Annotated in this window: 15 protein-coding genes; 10 read left to right on the top strand and 5 right to left on the bottom strand. The window is 67.9% G+C overall.

Features of this window, described 5'->3' with window-relative positions:
* Positions 1 to 16: 16 nt before the first annotated feature.
* Positions 17 to 466: a MarR family winged helix-turn-helix transcriptional regulator gene (locus tag C8K14_RS10470; RefSeq protein ID WP_107716619.1), complete on the top strand. Its 450-nt coding sequence runs from the start codon at positions 17 to 19 to the stop codon at positions 464 to 466.
* A gap of 27 nt (positions 467 to 493) precedes the next feature.
* Here the strand turns inward: C8K14_RS10470 and C8K14_RS10475 are convergent, their stop codons facing one another.
* Positions 494 to 1,603: an AraC family transcriptional regulator gene (locus C8K14_RS10475; RefSeq protein WP_107716620.1), complete on the bottom strand. Its 1,110-nt coding sequence runs from the start codon at positions 1,601 to 1,603 to the stop codon at positions 494 to 496.
* 135 nt (positions 1,604 to 1,738) lie between these two features.
* Between C8K14_RS10475 and C8K14_RS10480 the strand changes: the two genes are divergently transcribed.
* The 7 genes from C8K14_RS10480 to C8K14_RS10510 all read left to right on the top strand — a co-directional run bounded on the left by C8K14_RS10480 (position 1,739) and on the right by C8K14_RS10510 (position 9,612).
* Entirely contained in the window at positions 1,739 to 2,926 is a 1,188-nt protein-coding gene (locus tag C8K14_RS10480; protein WP_233251024.1) for a tyramine oxidase subunit B, read from the top strand.
* 62 nt (positions 2,927 to 2,988) lie between these two features.
* A complete protein-coding gene (locus C8K14_RS10485; RefSeq protein ID WP_022678547.1) occupies positions 2,989 to 3,411 on the top strand; it encodes a Rid family hydrolase in 423 nt (140 codons plus the stop codon).
* 35 nt (positions 3,412 to 3,446) lie between these two features.
* Entirely contained in the window at positions 3,447 to 4,718 is a 1,272-nt protein-coding gene (locus C8K14_RS10490) for an FAD-binding oxidoreductase (protein ID WP_233251025.1), read from the top strand.
* Between the two features lie 40 nt (positions 4,719 to 4,758).
* A complete protein-coding gene (locus C8K14_RS10495; RefSeq protein ID WP_166643343.1) occupies positions 4,759 to 6,402 on the top strand; it encodes an AMP-binding protein in 1,644 nt (547 codons plus the stop codon).
* Positions 6,399 to 7,580 (top strand): thiolase family protein, encoded by a 1,182-nt coding sequence (locus C8K14_RS10500; protein ID WP_107716623.1) that lies wholly within the window; start codon positions 6,399 to 6,401, stop codon positions 7,578 to 7,580. The genes C8K14_RS10495 and C8K14_RS10500 overlap by 4 nt, the downstream gene beginning before the upstream one ends.
* Entirely contained in the window at positions 7,577 to 8,833 is a 1,257-nt protein-coding gene (locus C8K14_RS10505) for an SDR family oxidoreductase (protein WP_107716624.1), read from the top strand. Before C8K14_RS10500 ends, C8K14_RS10505 begins: the two co-directional genes overlap by 4 nt.
* Complete coding sequence (locus tag C8K14_RS10510) at positions 8,830 to 9,612, top strand: cyclase family protein (protein WP_107716625.1); 783 nt, start codon at positions 8,830 to 8,832, stop codon at positions 9,610 to 9,612. Before C8K14_RS10505 ends, C8K14_RS10510 begins: the two co-directional genes overlap by 4 nt.
* A gap of 25 nt (positions 9,613 to 9,637) precedes the next feature.
* On the opposite strand, the gene C8K14_RS10515 is transcribed toward C8K14_RS10510, so the two are convergent.
* Complete coding sequence (locus C8K14_RS10515) at positions 9,638 to 10,204, bottom strand: hypothetical protein (RefSeq protein ID WP_133726792.1); 567 nt, start codon at positions 10,202 to 10,204, stop codon at positions 9,638 to 9,640.
* 206 nt (positions 10,205 to 10,410) lie between these two features.
* On the opposite strand from C8K14_RS10515, the gene C8K14_RS10520 reads away from it, so the two are divergent.
* A complete protein-coding gene (locus C8K14_RS10520) occupies positions 10,411 to 11,865 on the top strand; it encodes an APC family permease (RefSeq protein ID WP_107716627.1) in 1,455 nt (484 codons plus the stop codon).
* 31 nt (positions 11,866 to 11,896) lie between these two features.
* Complete coding sequence (locus tag C8K14_RS10525; protein WP_107716628.1) at positions 11,897 to 13,396, top strand: aldehyde dehydrogenase; 1,500 nt, start codon at positions 11,897 to 11,899, stop codon at positions 13,394 to 13,396.
* Positions 13,397 to 13,451: 55 nt separating this feature from the next.
* Here the strand turns inward: C8K14_RS10525 and C8K14_RS10530 are convergent, their stop codons facing one another.
* The 3 genes from C8K14_RS10530 to C8K14_RS10540 are packed head-to-tail and all read right to left on the bottom strand — an operon-like array spanning position 13,452 to position 14,873.
* Complete coding sequence (locus tag C8K14_RS10530; protein WP_133726793.1) at positions 13,452 to 13,826, bottom strand: DUF6152 family protein; 375 nt, start codon at positions 13,824 to 13,826, stop codon at positions 13,452 to 13,454.
* Positions 13,827 to 13,851: 25 nt separating this feature from the next.
* Positions 13,852 to 14,355: a DUF6644 family protein gene (locus C8K14_RS10535; RefSeq protein WP_107716629.1), complete on the bottom strand. Its 504-nt coding sequence runs from the start codon at positions 14,353 to 14,355 to the stop codon at positions 13,852 to 13,854.
* A 53-nt stretch (positions 14,356 to 14,408) separates the two neighbouring features.
* Positions 14,409 to 14,873, bottom strand: coding sequence for a DUF6644 family protein (locus C8K14_RS10540; protein WP_022678536.1), 465 nt, complete (start codon positions 14,871 to 14,873; stop codon positions 14,409 to 14,411).
* Positions 14,874 to 14,949 lie beyond the last annotated feature (76 nt).

Consider the following 14,949-nt stretch of genomic DNA (forward strand, 5'->3'; position numbering starts at 1 on the left):
TCGCTGTGGCGCTGGCATGAGCCTTCCCACTCGCCCCGAAGACCTTGAGGCCAATCTTGGCTATGCGATCAACCGCCTCGCCAATCTGGGCCAGGCCGCACAGGCCCGGCGTCTGGCTGCCAGCGGGCTCAGCCTCGTGCTGGTGCGTACGCTCTCGGTGCTGCACATCGAGGACGGCCTCACCATCAACGAAATCGCCGCGCGCACCTTTGCCGACCAGTCCACCGCCAGCCGCACCGTAGAGGCGATGGTCGCGGCGGGCTTGGTCGAGCGGCGCACCCCGCCGGGCGACCAGCGCCGGCGCGAAATCGTGCTTACCGCCGCCGGCCGCGCCGCACTCGTGGCGGCTTGGCCGCGCATGGAAGAGCATGCCGCAACCCTGGCGCGAAACATCCCCGCGGCCGACCTCGAAACATGCCGCCGCGTGCTCGCTGCGATGACCGCCAACCTGCGCAGCGAGGACTGAGCGGCCGGCAACCACCCGTGCCTGTCCCTACCCCTCTTCATCCCGGCGCAGGAAGCGACCCGGTGAAACCCCCGTCCATTCCTTGAACGCGCGCGAGAAAGCGGCGGTATCGGCGTAGCCGAGCTGTTCGGCCGCGACGGTCAACGAGATACCCGACTTGCCCAGCATCGTCTGCGCGCGGGCCTGGCGGGCTTGTTGCAGCAGGTCGCGGAATGAGGTGCCTTCCTCGGCCAGGCGGCGACGCAGCGAGCGTTCCGACAGCTTCATCTCCGCCGCAACCGACGCGCAATCGACGTGGGTTCGGCCCAGCCAGCGCCCGATGATGTCGCGCGTCAACTCCACAAAACTTTCTGCCGGGGTCGCCTCGGGGCCCATCAAAGCCAGCAAGTGCCATTCGAGGATGGTGCGCAGCTTGCGGTCCTCGGCCGGCACGGCGCTCGGCAGCGGGCGATCAAGGTCTTCGTTGCGCAGCACCAGCGCGTTGGTCACCTGGTTGCCACTCACCGGTGCGCGAAAGGCCTGCGCCAGCGCGGCCTCGCGTCCTGTCACCGCGTGCTCCAGGTGCACCGCAACGGGTGTCCACCGCGCGTGGGTGAGCTGGCGGATGAGAGTCACGTAGCTTGCCAGGGCAAACTCGGCATCCTGCACGCGCGGCCAGATCGCCGAGTCCTCGATGCGGTAGCTATAGGTGGTGGTCTCGGCGTCGCGGCGGCTATCGAACAGCGTGCGCGTCTGCAGGCGCGACTGGAACAACACGAGGTAATCGAGCGCGCCGCGCAACGAGCCGGCCGCGCGCAGCAGCGCGTAGAACGGGCCAAGGTCGGCAAGCCCAAAGGCCGCGCCCATCGCCAGCCCCAGCGCCGGCCGATCGAAGCGCGCGGCGGCCGCCTCGAGCAGGGCAACATAGCGGTGCAAAGGCACGGTTTCGTAGGGTGTCTCAAGCTGGGCGCGGAACATGCCGTGTTCGCGCAGCAGCGGGTCGATGCGCTTGCCCACGTCCTCCAACGCGGTGAACAGCGCCGTCAGGAACAGCAGGCGGATGGTGGCTTGGCCAGCGCGGCCCGCGATGTCGGGCGGAAGGCCTGCAGCGGTATTATCGGCCACACGGCCGGACGGGGGAAGATCGGGGTCTGCCATCACGGGGCGAATGTGTGTGGCCGATTCTGCAATGCGTCAATCCCCGCCTGCAATTGTCGCAAGGCCCGCGCTCGACCAGACCGGCAGCATCCTGGCGCACCACGCCGGGACCCAAGCAAACGATGGGAAATCTGCGTGCCTGAACTGCCCACCGACACTCTCACCCAGGCGGCCGCCCCATCCGCCACGCCAGTTCTGCCGCGTATCGATTTCCTCTATCTGTCCGAACCCGACATGATCCGCGCCGGGGTGACCGACATGCCCGCCTGCGTCGATGCGATGGAGGAGATGTTCCACCTGCTGCACCATGGCGACTATCGCATGGCCGGTGGCAACAACAACCAACACGGCGCGGTGATCGTCTTTCCCGAGGATTCGCCCTTTCCCGCGATGCCCAAGCCCACCACCGACCGCCGCTTCATGGCGATGCCGGCCTATCTTGGCGGCCGCTTCGGCACGGCGGGGATGAAATGGTATGGCTCCAACGTCGCCAACCGCGACAAGGGCCTGCCGCGCTCGATCCTCACGTTCGTGCTCAACGATGCCGATACCGGCGCCCCGCTGGCCTACATGTCGGCCAACCTGCTCTCGGCCTACCGCACCGGTGCGATCCCCGGCGTCGGCGCGCGCCACCTCGCCCGGCCGGATTCGCGCGTGGTCGGCATCGTCGGGCCCGGGGTGATGGCACGCACTTCGCTCGAGGCGTTCATGGCCACCTGCCCGGCAATCGACACGGTCAAGATCAAGGGGCGCGGCGAGGCCAACCTGGCGGCATTCCGCACCTGGGCCGAGGCGCGCTTCCCGCAGCTTTCGGTGCGTGTGGTCGCCACCAATGAAGAAGTCGTGCGAGAGTCCGACATCGCGACGTTCTGCGCCTCGGTGCCGACCGGCGATCCCGCCCGCTATCCCACAGTGCGGCGCGAATGGGTCAGCCCGGGCACGTTCCTGTCGATGCCCGCGCCGTGCAGCATCGATGCCGGCATGGAAGCGCCCGATATCCGCAAGGTGCTCGATTTCACCGGGCTTTACGAGGCCTATCGCGAGGAACTGCCGCGCCCGATGCACCGCATCATCCCGGCGGTAGGCGTGCGCTGGTTTGACCTCGTCGATGAAGGCCGGGTCGCGGCCACGTCGCTCGAAGATCTCAGCGCGATCGTAGCAGGCGCAGCGCCCGGCCGGCGCGATGCCGACGAAATCATCATGCTCTCCATCGGCGGCATGGCGGTGGAGGACGTGGCCTGGGGAACGCACGTCTATCGCCGCGCGCTGGCCCAGGGAATCGGCACGCGCCTCACCCTGTGGGACGAACCCGTCCTGCGCTGAGACCAGGCAGCGCTGAAAACCGCCGCCCCCCTCCGAAATCCTCCTCCCGCGAAAGACATTCCATGCCCGACGTCATCAAGCTCAAGACCGGCAACAAGTTCGAGGAGCATGGCAGCTATTCCCGCCTCGTGGCCGTAGGCGATCTGATTTTCGTGTCCAACACCGCCGGACGCAACCCGCAGACCAAGGAAATCCCCGCGAACCTGGCCGATCAGACCAACCAGGTGCTCGACAACATCGCCGCCGCGCTCGCTGCGGTCGATGCCTGCCTCGAGGACGTAGTCGCCGCGCGGGTCTTCGTGCAGTTTCCCAAGGACGTGCTGGCGGTGATGACCGCCTATGGCGCGCGCATGCGCGGCATCAACCCTACGCTGACGATGACCTGCCCGCCGCTTGGCGCGGCTGAATACAAGGTGGAGATCGAGGTCACCGCCTGGCGTGGCGCGTCAAAGGGCGCGGTGCGCGAACTGCAGATCAGTCTCTGAGCGGACCAACAGCGATGGGCCCCCCGATAACCCCCGTGACGACCTCGGAGCGCTTTCCCGGCAGCACATCGGTCGTGGTGATCGGCGGCGGTATCGTCGGCCTGTCAACCGCGCTGACGCTGGCCGAGCGCGGCGTGCCGGTGGTGGTGCTGGAGAAGGGCGGCATCGCCGGCGAGCAGTCGTCGCGCAACCTTGGCTGGGTGCGCAAGGTCATGCGCGCGGTGCCCGATCTGCCGATGGCCATCGCCGCCGAGCGGATGTGGCAGCAGATGCCCGCGCGCGTCGGCGAGGATTGTGGCTTTCGGCAGGCCGGGATCACTTATGTCGCGCGGACCGATGCGGAATTGGCCACCTACGAGGGCTGGCTCAAAGCCGTGCGCGGCGCGGGTCTGGACAGCCGGATGCTGACCGGGGCCGAAGTAGCGGAGGCGATCCCCGGCAGTACCGGGCGCTGGGCCGGCGGCATCGCGACCCCGTCCGACGCCCGCGCCGAACCGACGCTCGCATCCAGCGCGATCGCGCGCGCAGCCCTGGCGCACGGGGCCGTGATCGTGGAAAACTGCGCCGTGCGCACGCTGGAGACCAGTGCCGGCGCGGTGCGCGGCGTGGTGACCGAGCGTGGCGCGATTGCCTGCGACCATGTCGTGCTGGCAGGCGGCGTGTGGTCGCGCCGTTTCCTCGCCAATCATGGTGTGCGCCTGCTGACCTTGCCGCTGGTGGCGTCGGTGTTGCGCACCGCGCCGATGGACGGGCCAACCGACAGCGCGGTCGGCGCGGCTGACTTCTCGTTCCGCAAGCGGCTCGACGGGGGCTATACCATCACCCAGCGCGGCGCGCTGTTCGCACCGCTGACGCTCGACCACCTGCTGATCGGCATGAAGTACCTGCCCACGCTGATCGCGCAGTGGAAAAACCTGCGCCTATCGTTCGGGCGAGACTTCTTCGCCGATCTCGCCCTGCCCCGGCGCTGGCGCGCCGACGCTGTCTCGCCGTTCGAGCGGCTGCGCACGATCGATCCGCCGGTGAACCAGGCGCTCAACGCAGAAGCCATGCGCAACCTTGTTGCGGCATGGCCTGTCTTTGCCAACGCACGCGTGGCGCAGGCGTGGGGCGGGATGATCGATGTGACACCGGACTCGCTGCCGGTGATCGACAATGTCGCGCAACTGCCCGGCCTGACACTGGCCACCGGCTTTTCAGGGCACGGCTTCGGCACCGGCCCAGCGGCGGGCCGCCTCGCCGCAGACCTCGCCATGGGCGAGACGCCGTTCCTCGATCCCACCCCCTACCGTCTCGAGCGATTCTGATGGCCAGCCCGCAACCCCGCACTCCGCACAGGACGACGCCGTGAGCAAAGAGACCGTCTTTTCGCGCTTTTCCGCCGCGGCGACGCGCTGGTTCGACAAGCCCTTTCTCAACGTGCTGCCCGAAACGGCGCATATCTACGGCATCGCGGCTGGCGAGATCACCTACGCGACGATGCTCGATCGCGTGCTGCGCCGCCAGGTCGCGCTGGCCGCCGCCGGCTTCGGCACGAGCACGCGCGTGGGGCTGCTGCTCGACAACCGGCCCGACTTTATCGAGCTGTTCCTCGCAGCCAACAGCCTTGGCGCGTCGATCGTGCCGATCAACCCCGACTTGCGCCAGGCCGAACTCGAATATCTTATCGCACACTCGGGCATGAGCGCCGCATTCGTCGCCCCCGGCCGCCACGCCGACGTTGCGCGCGCCGCGCTGGCGGTGGGAAGCGCGATGGTCCCCGTCACCCCCGACGCGCCCGTCCGTCCATTGCTGCCACTGGCGCAACTGCCGGCCGATCCCGATTCCGCGCGCGAGGCGGCGCTGCTCTATACTTCTGGCACGACCGGGCAACCCAAGGGCTGCGTTCTGCCCAACAGCTACTTCCTGCATTCGGGAGACTGGTATCGGGACACTGGCGGCCTCATCGCGCTGCACGCCGGCGCAGAGCGGATGCTTACACCGCTGCCCATGTTCCACATGAACGCATTGGCCGTCTCGCTGATGGCGATGATTACGCTGGGCGGCTGCCTCACCGTGCTCGACCGCTTCCATCCCTCGACCTGGTGGGATTCGGTGCAGCGCAGCCGCGCTACCTGCCTGCACTACCTGGGCGTGATGCCGGCAATGCTGATGAAGGCACCCGATAGCCCGGCCGACCGCGAACATAGTGTGCGCTTCGGCTTCGGTGCCGGGGCGCCAGTTGCCCTGCATGGCGCGTTCGAGCGGCGCTTCGGCTTCCCGCTGATCGAGGCCTGGGCGATGACCGAGACGGGCAGCGGCGGCGTGATCAGCGCGCACCGCGAGCCGCGCAAGGTGGGCACCGCGTGCTTCGGCCGGCCCGATTCCAGCCTCGAGATCCGCATCGTCGACGACGCCGGCGACGATGTCGATATCGACGCACCAGGCGAACTGCTGGTGCGCCGCGCTGGGCCCGATCCCGCTTATGGGTTCTTCCGCGAATACCTCGCCAACCCTGCGGCCACTGCCGAGGCCTGGGCCGGGGGGTGGTTCCACACCGGCGATATCGTCGCGCGCGACGCCGACGGTGACCTGCATTTCGTCGATCGCAAGAAAAACGTGATCCGCCGCTCGGGGGAGAACATCGCGGCGGTGGAGGTCGAGACGATCCTTGCGCGCAATCCTCACGTGCGCCAGGTGGCGGTGGCCGCCACGCCCGACCCGGTTCGCGGCGACGAGGTGGCCGCGCTGATCGTGCTCGATGCCCCTGCCCGCGCCGGGACAGACAAGACCGAACAGCTGCCCACCGAGCACCTTGCACGCGATATCGCCACCTGGGCACTGGGTCAGATGGCCTACTACAAGGTGCCGGGCTGGATCGGCTTCGTCGATGCGCTGCCGCGCACGCCGACCGAAAAGATTCTGCGTGCCGCCCTCAAGGAGGAAGTGGGCGCGCACATGGCGCGTGGCGCGTTCTTCGATACCCGCGCGCTCAAGAGGCGGCAGGGATGAGCAGCTCCACCAAACGCTCGCGCATGGCCTACGACGGCGTGGTGGTGGCCGCCCCCATCACCGTGCCCTATCAGCGCTTTTCGAGCGAGCCGGCTCACGGCTGGGCCGGCGCGGCGCTGCGCGCGCTGGCGCGGGAAACAGCCCTCGGCCCGCGTGATCTCGACGGTTTCACTTTCTCGAGTTTCTCGGCCGGCCCGGATACCGCCGTCGGCCTCGTCCAGCATCTCGGCCTCATGCCGCGCTGGCTCGACCATGTGCCCACAGGCGGGGCGAGCGGGGTCATGGCACTGCGCCGCGCCGCGCGCGCTGTGCAGTGCGGCGATGCCGCCATCGTCGCCTGCGTCGCGGCCGATACCAACCAGATCGACAGCTTCCGCCACACCCTCGCCACGTTTTCGCGCTTTTCGCAGGATGCTGTGTACCCCTATGGCTTTGGCGGCCCGAACGCGACGTTTGCGCTGATCACGCAGGCCTACATGCACGAACACGGCGTCACGCGCGCCGATTTCGGCCGCATCTGCCTCGCCCAGCGCGCCAATGCCGGCTCGAACCCACTGGCGTTGCAACGCAGCCCGCTCGACCTCGACACCTACCTCGCCGCACGCCCGATCGCCGATCCGGTGCACCTGTTCGATTGCGTGATGCCCTGCGCCGGCGCCGAAGCCTTCGTCGTCACCACCCCGGAAATCGCTGCCGCGCGCGGCTGGCCGGCGGCGCGGATCATGGCCACGATCGAGCGCCACAATGCCTATCCCGATGATCCGGTGCAGCGGCGTGGTGGCTGGGCGATGGATGTCGACGAGTTATGGGCGATGGCCGGGATCGGGCCCGGGGATATCGACTGCCTTCAGGCTTATGACGACTATCCGGTGATCGTGGCGATGCAACTGGAGGACCTCGGTTTCTGCCCGCCGGGCACGATTGCGCGCTTCCTGCGCGAGACGCACTTCGGCATCGACGGCACGCTGCCACTCAACACCAACGGCGGGCAGCTTTCCGCAGGGCAGGCGGGCGCTGCGGGCGGGTACCAGAACCTGACCGAGGGCCTGCGCCAGATTCTGCACTGCCCGCTCGGCGCGCAGGTGCCCGGCGCCCGGCGTGCGGCAATATCGGGCTTTGGGCTGGTCAATTATGATCGCGGCGTGTGCACCGCCGCTGCCGTGATCGAGGCGCTATGACGACGCCGCGCAATCCGCTGCCGCCGCCCGCACCGCGCGATCCGCTGGCGCGGCCGCAATTGCATCCCGTACCGCCGGGCGCGCGCAGCCGCGCGATGCAGGCGATGGCCGCACGGGCCGCGCAGGGCCGCTTCGTACTTCAGGCCTGCACCGTATGCGGTACAGCGACCTATCCCCCACGCGACGCCTGCCCACGGTGCTGGGGCATACTGGCCTGGCATGACCAGCCGACCGGCGGACGCGTGCTTGCCAACACCGTGATCCGCGTTTCGACCGATCCCTATTTCCGCGATCGCCTGCCTTGGCACATGGGCTCGATCCTGCTCGATGCCGGCCCGGTCGTGCTCGCGCACCTTGCACGAGGGCTGGAGCCCGGCGCGCGCGTCACGATGCGGCTGATGCTCGATCGTGGCGGCAATGCTGCGCTGTTCGCCCTTCCCAGCGATGCCGCACACCCGCCACAGCCGGAACAAGGAGCCACCAGCATGTCCGCCGATCCCCAGGGACGCACCTTCGTGGTGCCGGTGGCAGGGGCAACTGTCCTTGTCAGCGATGCCCGCCAGCCGGTTGGCCGCGCGCTCGTCGGCGCACTTGCCGCCGCTGGCGCGCGCCTGGTGGTTGCCGGCCTGCCCGGCCCCGCGCCGATGCGTGATGCGCACGATCCCGTGCTGGGCCTGCCCGGGGTCCAGCCGCTTCCACTCGATGTGACCGATCCTGTCTCGGTTGCCGAGACGATAAGCCGGATCGGCGGTCCGCTCGACATCGTCATCAACACCGCGCGCCATGTGCGCGCCGGGGGGGTGAGCCACGACGGCAATCTCCTGGGCCACCACCGCGCGCTCGAGGTTTCGGCAATGGGGCTCGCGCGCCTGGCGCAAGCGACGGCGCCAATCCTTGCCGGCCGGCCCAGCGGCGCGTTTCTCGATGTGCTGTCGGTCAAGGCTCTGGCGGGCGATGCCGGCCATGCTGGATTTGCCGCCGCCGAGGCTGCGCGCCTCTCGCTGCTGCAAAGTTTCCGCCACGAGATGCGCAGCACCGGCGTGCGCGTCCTGGAAGTGTTCACCGGGCCGACCGACGATGCCGACCACCAAGCACTGCCCCCGCCCAAGGTAGCGCCCGCGCGCCTTGCCGCCGCCGTGCTCGACGCGCTGGCACAGGGACGCGAGCAAACCTGCGTGGGCGAGGTGGCGCGCGAGGCAATGCGCCGCTGGCGCGACGATCCGGCCCTCTTTGCCAGGGAGACCCAACCATGACGTCGCTGCTTACCGATCTTGTCGCACAGCTTGCCAGCGGGGCGATCCGCGTGGTCGATCTGGCCAATACCCTGTCGTCCGATTTCCCGGTGATCGTTTTGCCGTCCGAGTTCGGGCAATGCGAGCCGTTCCGGATGGAGACGGTCTCCCGCTACGATGCCGATGGGCCGGCATGGTACTGGAACCGGATCACCATGAACGAGCACACTGGCACGCATTTCGATGCGCCGGCGCACTGGATCACCGGGCGCGACGTGCCGCATGGCACGGTCGACGCAGTCGCGCCGCGCGATTTCGTCTATCCCGCCGTGGTGATCGATATCAGCGCGGAGGCCGCCGCCGACGCCGACTTCGTGGTGACACGCGCCTTCCTCGAGCATTGGGAGGCCCGACACGGCGCTATCCCGCCGCGCCATTGGATCCTGCTGCGCAGCGACTGGTCCAAGCGTGTGGGCACCCTCGCCTATCTCAACCTGCAGGATGATGGCGCGCATTCGCCTGGCCCCGATGCCGATGCGATGCGCTTCCTCGTCCACGCGCGCGACTGCGTGGGCCTGGGCGTGGAGACGGTCGGCACCGATGCCGGGCAGGCCAGCCACTTTGCCGAACCGCTGCCCGCCCATTCGATCCTCCACGGCAATGGCCGTTTCGGGCTACAGTGCCTGACCAACCTCGACCAGTTGCCGACCTTCGGCAGCGTGATCGTGGCCGCCCCGCTCAAGATCAAGGGCGGCTCGGGCAGCCCGCTGCGCGTCATCGCGCTAATGCCGGAGGCGTGAGCGGGAGCAAACCCACCCGCTGCCTTCAATAGTCGAAGTCGAACTCGGGGCGAGACCAGGCCCAGCCGGTGATGCGCCAGCCAGCGGCTTCCTTGTGCAGCGCCACGGTGAACGTGGCGTCGACCTCGGCACCTTGCTGGCCGCCGAGGGTATACCGGAAGTCGGCCGGGACGACGACGTAGGCGCGATCCCCCGTCACGTCGACACGGCGGGGCTTGCGCAGCGTGTTGACGCCCTTGGTCAGCCCGATGGCGGCGTTGTGCGCGGTGAGCGCAGCCAGCCAGTGGGCGCAAGTATCGGCGCCGTGCCACTCGTACGGTGCAAACTCGTCGACAATCGCGGCTTCGCGTGCGCAGCTGGCGATGACGCCGGCGTTGTCGCCTCGGTTAAGGCTGTCAACATAGTGGTGCACGGTCTGCATCACGGCGGCGGCGACAGCCGGATCAGGCGCCGTTTCTGCGGCAGGGGGCGATGCCGCAACGGTGGTATCTGCTGCCTGCGCGGGCACGGCGGCCAGCACGAGCGCGAGTGCTGCAAGCGCGGCGGCCCGGGCTGATTTCCGGCGCGTGAACGTCGGCGTCATGGTCGTCATCGGCGGGGCTTCCCTGATCATGGTCGTGATCGGCACAGGCTTGCCCAATGCTGCCTTACTGGCAAGCAGGCAGGCCCTGTGCACCGGGGGCCTGGCCGAAAATACAAGGTATCCCGGCGCAAGTGCAATACCGTGTGGTGGCAAACCTGCCAGTGTTGCATCATCGGGTGCTGGCGATGCACCCAGCCCCCCACAATCGAGCATTCATGCACAGATCCGACCAAGACGCCGCCGCCGAGCCCGGCCTGTTCTCCGGCATGTTGGGGACCGGCGACATCATTTTCATGATCCTCGCCTGCGCCGCACCGATGGGTGTGCTGGCCGGAATTATCCCCCTCGCCTTCGCCTTTGGCAACGGCGCCGGGATGCCCGGCGCGCAACTCGCGATGTGTGCGGTCATGCTGCTGTTCGCGGTGGGGTATGTGCGGATCATCCCGCACGTGCGCAATGCCGGCGCGTTCTATGCCTATATTGCCGCGAGCCTCAACAAGGAGGCCGGCATCGCTGCGGCCTATACGGCCGTGGTCGCCTATACCTGTGCCGCCGCCTCGGTGCTGGGAGCGATGAGCTATTTCGCCGCTGACGTGTTCGCCACGCTGACCGGCATCGCCACCTCGTGGGTGCTATGGGCGGCCGCGAGCATCGCAGCGATTGCCTGGCTGGGGTATCACAGGATCACGATGGCGGCCAAGGTGCTGACCGCGGCACTGCTGCTCGAGGTAGGGCTCATCGCCGTGATCGACGCGCTGATCCTGTGGCAACGCGGCTGGGCCGGGCTCGATTTCGGCAGCTTTGCCCCCGCGACGATCTTTGCGCCCGGCCTTGGCATCGCCGTCATCTATGCCATCAACGGCTGCATCGGCTTCGAAGCGACCGCAATCTATCAGGAAGAAGCGCGCAACCGCGCCGTGACCATCCCGCGCGCTACCTATGGCGCAGTGCTGGTACTGGGCACCTTCTACGTGCTGTCGTCGTGGTGCCTGGTGCTGGCGGTAGGCACGGCACAGATCAAAGCAGTGGCAGCTGCCGATCCCGGCCACCTCGTCTCGGGCATCGCGTTTCGCACGCTCGGCCAATTCGGGCGTGACGCGCTCAGCCTCTTGACGATCACCAGCCTGTTCGCCGCCGCGCTGGGCTTCTTCAACAACATCGCACGCTATTTTTTCGCTCTCTCGCGCGATGGGCTGATCCCCGCCGTGCTCGGCCGCGTCCACTCGCGCCACGGCTCACCCTACATGGCCTGCCTCGCGCTCGCCGGGATACTCGCGCTGGTGATCGCGCTGTTCGCCCTGGCCGGGCTCGATCCGCTGCTCTCGCTGGCCACCAGCCTGTCGTCGATGGGTGCAGTGGGTCTCGAGATCCTGCTCACCGCCACCTCGCTGGCGATCCCGCTGTTCTTCGCGCGGCGCGGCGAATATTCGGCGGGCAAGACCCTGGCTCCGCTGCTGAGCGGGGTGATCATCGCGGTGGCGACGTGGCTGTCGCTGGCCAACTACGCCACGCTGACCGGCACCACGTTGCCGGTGATCAACCGCCTGCCGCTGCTGTTCATCGCCATCGCCGCCGCAGGCCTCGCCCATGGCACCTATCTGCGGCGCTGCCGCCCGGCGATTTATGCCGGCGTCGGGTCCACCCACGTCGAAGGCTCGGTCGGCGAATGACCGTGCCCCTCTTCTCCATCCGGAGCCACCCATGACCGCACCCTTCTCCCCCACTCTCCCGACCGGTAGACTGCTGATCGACGGGGCACTGGTCGAGCCGCTCGGCACTCTCGCCCCATTCGATGCGGTCGATCCGGCCACCGGGCGGGTGATCATGCAGGTGCCGGCCTGCGACATCGCCGACGTGGATCGTGCGGTCGGCGCCGCGCATCGCTGCTTCGAAAGCGCAGCCTGGCAGTCGATGCGCCCGCTCGACCGCGGCCGCCTGCTCGAGCGGCTGGCCCTACTGGTCGAGCGCGAGCGGGACGATCTCGCCGCGCTCGAATCGCTCGATAGCGGCAAGCTGCTCACGGTGACGCAGGCAATCGACCTACAGTTCACCATCGATGGGCTGCGCTATTTCGCCGGTTGGGCTTCGAAGATCGTGGGGGAGACCGTCACGCATTCGCCCTTGGTCGAGGAGGCGGCGCTCTACCGCGCGTTCACCCAGCGCCGCCCCGTCGGCGTGGTAGCGGGCATCACGCCGTGGAACTTCCCGATCGGCCAGGCGATCCAGAAGATCGCGCCGGCCATCGCGTTCGGCTGCACGGTGGTGCTCAAGCCGTCAGAGGAAACCTCGCTCACCGCAATGCGGCTGGGTGAGCTGATTCTCGAGGCGGGCTTTCCGGCCGGGGCGGTGAACATCGTCACCGGCACCGGCGCCGCCGTCGGCGTCCCGCTGGTGGCGCATCCCCTGGTGCGCAAGATCGCGTTCACCGGCTCAAACGCCACCGGTCAGGCGATCCTGACCCAGGCGGCCCGCACGATGAAGCGCGTCACGCTCGAACTGGGGGGCAAGTCTCCCACGATCGTGCTGGCCGATGCCGATCTCGACCGCGCGATCCCGGGCGCGGCAGCCGCAATCTTCGCCAATTCGGGGCAGATCTGCACCGCTGGCTCGCGCCTGCTGGTCGAGGCGCCAGTCCATGACGCGGTGATCGACGGGGTCTGCCGCATCGCACGCGACCTACGCCTGGGCTCGCCATTTTCTGCCGAGACGCAGATGGGACCGCTGATTTCCGCCCGCCAGCGTGATCGCGTGGCCGCGCTGGTCGAAGCGGGGCTCGCCGAAGGCGCGCATCCGCTGGAAGGCGCTGCCATACCCAGCGGTCCGGGCTGGTTCTATCGGCCGACCGTGCTCGCCGGGGTAGAGGCCGGGATGAGCGTGATGCGCGAGGAAATCTTCGGGCCAGTGGTGTGCGCGGTGAAAATCACCGATCGCGCCGACATCGTCCGCATTGCCAACGACACGCCCTATGGTCTGGCCGCCAGCGTGTGGACGCAGGACATCGATACGGCCCACCTCCTGGCTGAGCGGATCGACGCGGGAACGGTGTGGATCAACACGCACAACGTTCTCGACCTGGCGATGCCGTTCGGCGGCAGCAAGCTGTCAGGCGTAGGGCGCGAGTTCGGCAGCGAGGCGCTGCAGGCCTTCACCGAACCGCGCGCGGTATGCCTTCGGCTGGATCGAGCCAGGGCGGGATTCTAAAATCGCCCGCCCGCAACCCCGCCACCCTGAGGGCAGGCTGGGTTGCGGGCTGCGCTTACCAACCGCTCAACACTTTGCCGCCCGGCAGCTTGACGGTCTTGAGCATGCCCCCCGGCTTGCCGTTGCGCAGCGGGTAGAACACGATATCAACCTGGTCACCCGCCTTGAGCGTCGAAAAGCTCCAGCCAGCATGCGTCATCAGGTTGGGGCTGCTGCACTCGAGTGCATAGGTCGTCCCGCCCGACTGCGCGACGACGAAAGCATGGGGGTTGGTCCAGGTGAACTTGCTCACCATGACACCGCGCAGTTCAACCTGCTTGGTCTGGTCGAACATCGCGAACGAATGGTGGGCCAGGGCCGATCCGGCCGGAGCCAGCGCTGTCACAGCGGCCGAGGCAGCAAGCATGATCGTACGAAGAGTTGGGGTCACGGGCAGACGCTCCTGGGAGTGGGTTTCAGAACAGCACATCAAGGGTGAAGCCAATCCAGCGGCCAAGGAAGATCACCAGCGTCCACAGCACCAGCGACAAAACGCCGGCGGCACGCGCGGCAAAGGGCGGCGCGGCGGTCTCGTCCCACTGCGCGATCGTGCGCTGGGTGGTGGCGTGGAAGATCGCCATGTTGATGCCGGCCGCCACGATGGCCAGCAGCTTGAGCTGGAACTCGGTATTGGCGGCATAGGCCACCGCGTTGGACGCAAAGAGCAGGCTGCCGGTGATGATCGCGACGACGAACGCGCCCCATGTGAAAGGCAGCAGTTCAGTGATCAGGCGATTGGCGCTGCGCCGGTGCGCGGCATAGCCGACGAGCCGCAGGTCAACGATCAGGATCGTGCCGAAGACGAGCGTGATCGCCAGCACATGCAGCGATTCGAGCACCGGGAAGGCGTTGGCGTTCTCGCGAATGGCGTTAGAAAGCGGCAGGTCATAGATGCTTTGCAGCGTGGTTTGCAGGGTCATGGGTTGGGCTCCCCCGGTTGTGCTGTTTGGTCGTGACGGTGACGGGGCGCCGTTCAGGTGTAGGCGATGAAGCGGCCACAGAAGATGACCGCGCTCCACACCACCAGCAGCAGCCATGCCACCGTCTTGGCCGCAGGCCGCGCATCGTCGCGCAGCAGCGGGCGGCGCAGCAGCAGCGTGGCAAGGAAGGCCAGCAGCACCAGCGCCATCTTGGCCCAGAACACCGTATTGCCCAGAGTACGCGCCGGCTCGGCCACGATCAGCAGCGTGCCACTGGCCAGCAGCACGACCAGCGCCGACCATATCCACGGCAGATAGCGCCGAACCACGCGCGCGGGGCTCTCGTCAGTAGCGAGCACGCCGGCGAGGCGCAGTTCCGAGACCAGGGCCGAGCCCACGACCACCGCGATCGCCAGGATATGCACGCTTTGCACCGTGGGGATGATCCACGTCGTCTCGCGGAACGTGGTCGAGATCGGCGTGGCATAGAGCCAATCGCCGAAGGTTTGGATGGACATGGCGCAAGGTCTCCCCTCGATGCGTGGACGTTCAGGTCTGTTTATTCCCCCGCCCTAGCCGTCAGGCTGGGCGCCG

This window comes from Novosphingobium sp. GV079, from assembly GCF_003058045.1.
GTDB classification, from domain to species: domain Bacteria; phylum Pseudomonadota; class Alphaproteobacteria; order Sphingomonadales; family Sphingomonadaceae; genus Novosphingobium; species Novosphingobium capsulatum.